This window comes from Sphingomonas sp., from assembly GCF_031361285.1.
Lineage (GTDB): Bacteria > Pseudomonadota > Alphaproteobacteria > Sphingomonadales > Sphingomonadaceae > Sphingomicrobium.
Map to the genome: position 1 here is coordinate 1 of NZ_JANMCO010000126.1, position 3,430 is coordinate 3,430.

Consider the following 3,430-nt stretch of genomic DNA (forward strand, 5'->3'; position numbering starts at 1 on the left):
GCGCTTTGCGATCGGCGAAGTGGTTCGCCACCGCCTGCTCGATTTCCGCGGCGTGATCTTCGACGTCGATCCGGAGTTCGCCAACAGCGAGGAATGGTACGACGCGATCCCGGAAGGCATGCGGCCGTCCAAGGACCAGCCGTTCTACCATCTGCTCGCCGAGAACATGGAGTCGAGCTACGTCGCCTACGTCAGCCAGCAGAATCTGATCCCCGATGACAGCGACGAGCCGATCGACCACCCGGCGATCGGATCGCTGTTCGACCGCTTCGACGAGGGCCGCTATTTGCTGCGGCGCGAACACCGCCACTAGGATGCAATCCTAGAAGGTGACCCCGAAGCGGCCGTAGACGAAGCGGCCGTTGAACCCGAACGGCGAGAAGTTCGAGTACGAGATATATATCTGGTTCGCCGGGTAGACGCCGCCGATCGACGCCGGCCGCAGGCCGAACGGCGAGCGATCGGGATAGATGTCGAAGATGTTGTTGGCGCCAAGCGCGAGCTCGAGCCGGCCGCCGGCCTTGAAGCGAAGTTCGAGATCCGAGATCCACTTGCGCCCGAGGAAGATGTCGTCCGGCCCGTGGGCGGTGAGGCTGAGCGCGTTGGGCGCCAGCGGCGCCGCCGCGCCTGGCGACACGACCTTGCCATAGCGCGTGGTCCGGGCGGTCAGGCCGAAATGACCGATGTCGCCATCCGCGCTGAGCACGATCTTGTCGCGCGGCTGGCCTTCGGTGAAGCGAATACCCTCGACGCGGCCGAACAGGACGAGGCCCGGGATGGTGGCGAGCGGGCCAAGTGCGGCGTTGCGCTTGTCGATCCTGGTCTTGTTGTAATTATAGGCCGCGGTCAGCGTCCAATCGCCCAGTCCGCCCCCACGCAAGCGGTAGGCGCCAACGATATCGACGCCGCGAGTGGTGGTGTCGAGGCCGTTGATGAAGAAGCGCGCCGCCGCGACTTGCGGGAAGCCGCTCGCCGCGAGGAGCGCCGTGACCGCGCTCTGCACCGACGCGATGTTCCCGGTGCCGCCGGTGCCAAGCGTCTCGGTGAGGACGATGCGGTCCTTGATCTTGATGCTGTAGAAATCGGCGGTGAGCGTCAGGCCCCGCAGCGGATTGGCGGTCGCGCCGAGGCTGAGGTTGACCGACTTTTCGGGTTTCAGGTCCCGCGATCCAATGGCGCGCGCGGCCGGCGAGCCGACCGCCAGCGTCGCGATATCGACCGGCACGCCGCCAATGAAGTTGGTCGACGTCGTGGTGAAGAATTGCTGGTGTAGCGACGGAGCGCGGAAGCCGTTCGAAATCGAGCCGCGCACCGCGTAGCCATGGATGGGCTCCCAGCGGGCGGCGAACTTGCCGTTCCAGGTCGAGCCGAAGTCGGAGAAATTCTCGTAGCGGCCGGCGAGCGTCGTCGTCAGCCCTTCGATCGGGTCGGTGTCGAGCTCGGCATAAGCGGCCCAGCTGTGGCGGCTTTCGTCGGTCGCGCTGTTGGCCGGGATGCCAGGGAAGCCCTGGGCGCCGGCGCCGGCGGCGCGGCCCGGGAAGCTGCAGATGCCGGTCGCAACGGCGAATACGCCCTGCAGCGTCGCGCAATTGACGGCCGTGGTCACAACCGCCGGCTGGAACAGGGGGCCGATGGCGTAGGACTGGAACTCGCCGGGGCGGATCTTGAAGTTCTCGTTGCGATATTCGCCGCCGAACGCGACCGACAGCGGCTTGGCGAAGCCGACCCCATATTCCCTCGCGAGATCGAGGTTGGCGACGGTCTGTCCGTAGCGCAGGCCACCGGCGTCGAACGAACTCTGGCTGGCCGTACCGAACGAGGTGTTGAGGGTGTCGTTGATCTGATAGTCGAAGCTGTCGTGGCCATGGCCAATCGACAGGTCGGTCTTCCAGCTCATGAGTTCGCCGCGGACGCCGATGGTGCCCGCATAGTCCTTGAGCGTGGTCGCGATCAGCGGCAGGAAGCCGTTCGGCGTCAGCGGCACGAAATTGGCGTTGTTCGGCACCTGGTTGGGAAGCAGCGCGCCGAAATCACGATTGGCCGAATTGTTCTCCTGCCGCCAGTTGGCCGCGCTCTCGGAGTTGCGATGGCCGTAGGAGCCAAAGCCATAGAGTTCCCAGCCAGGGCTCAAGTCGTAGCCGGTGTTGACGAAGAAATTATAGTCGCGCGACTTGGGATCGCCCAACCGGAACTGGAGGCGGGTGAAGGTGACTTCGCGCGGGTCGAACGGTCCAACCGTTGCCGGGATGTAGTTGGGCCGGAGATCGAAGCCGTTGCGGACGGTAATCTCTTTGTAGCGATATTCCGCGGTCAGGTTGATGAAACCCTGCGAGCCGAGCGGCAAACCGAGATTGACTCCGGACGAGATCTGGATCCCGTCGCGCGCCTTGCGGTCGCCATCGCTGTTGGCGAGGAAGTAGCGACTGTCGGCCGGGTCGAGGATGGGCTGGCCGCCGGCGGTGGTCTGCAGGCCGGTGATGTTGGCGACATCGTTGACGGTCGTGATGTACTTTCCATAGGTGACGCTGGCGCGGCCGCCGTGGCTGGCCGTCTTCAATTGGACGTTGATCACGCCGGCGATCGCATCGGAGCCGTATTGCGAGGAAGCGCCGTCGCGCAGCACTTCGATGCGGCTGATGGCGAGGCTGGAACGAGGTTGAGGTCCACGGCGGCGGCGCCGCGGCCGACCGTGCCGTTGATGTTGAGCAGCGCCGAGACGTGGCGGCGCTTACCGTTGATCAGGACCAGCGTCTGGTCCGGGCTTAGGCCCCGGAGCGTTGCCGGGCGGAGCGCGTCGGAACCGTCGGCAATCGACGGCTGCGGGAAGTTGAACGACGGCACCAGCTGGTTGAGGATCTTGTTGGTCTCGGTGAGCCCGGTGTTGGTCAGCTCACTGCCGCCGATGACGTCGATCGGCACCGGGCTGTCGGCCACGGTGCGGTCGGTACGACGGGTGCCGGTGACGATGATCGTGCTCTCGTCGGGGGTGTCGGAGCCGGCGGTCGCGGCCGGCGCGACGGGCGGGTTTTGCTGGGCTTGAGCCGGCTGAGCGAGCGCCAACGGCGAGATCGTGGCGAGAATCAAGGTGCGGATGGCGAATTTGGACATGGCGACGACCCCCTGGCCAGGCGATCGTAAGCGCGGAGTCGCGATCCGGCGCCTGGATTGTCACAACAATGTCGCAAAGCGCGGCACTGGCAAGAGCCATCTCCTTGAAACGAAGGATTGAATTGAATTGTGGTGCCGATACCACAGCGCTCGCGGAGGCGCTTCAGGTTGACAGGTCATGGCCCCTGCCATAGGCGGCACGCTTTCCACGCGACCTTGGGTGCCTTGGCGCTGACGAGCGCGTGGAAGCCAGATTCTGAAGAGAAGAGAAGAGCCAATGTTCGCAGTCGTGCGCACGGGCGGCAAGCAATATCGCGTTGCC

General features: G+C 65.1%; 3 protein-coding genes. 1 reads left to right on the forward strand and 2 read right to left on the reverse strand.

Features of this window, described 5'->3' with window-relative positions:
• A partial coding sequence (gene hspQ / locus RMO25_RS11110; RefSeq protein ID WP_309662666.1) for a heat shock protein HspQ occupies nt 1-313 on the forward strand: 313 nt, incomplete at its 5' end.
• A gap of 9 nt (nt 314-322) precedes the next feature.
• On the opposite strand, the gene RMO25_RS11115 is transcribed toward hspQ, so the two are convergent.
• Together RMO25_RS11115 and RMO25_RS11120 are read right to left on the reverse strand one after the other, a co-directional pair.
• Nucleotides 323-2,623, reverse strand: coding sequence for a TonB-dependent receptor domain-containing protein (locus RMO25_RS11115; protein ID WP_309662667.1), 2,301 nt, complete (start codon nt 2,621-2,623; stop codon nt 323-325).
• A complete protein-coding gene (locus RMO25_RS11120) occupies nt 2,569-3,108 on the reverse strand; it encodes a TonB-dependent receptor plug domain-containing protein (protein WP_309662668.1) in 540 nt (179 codons plus the stop codon). Before RMO25_RS11120 ends, RMO25_RS11115 begins: the two co-directional genes overlap by 55 nt.
• Nucleotides 3,109-3,430: the final 322 nt, after the last annotated feature.

Coding starts and splice junctions, on each gene's coding strand:
- RMO25_RS11120 (WP_309662668.1), bottom strand. CDS start 3,108: ATGTCCAAATTCGCCATCCGCACCTTGATTCTCGCCACGATCTCGCCG.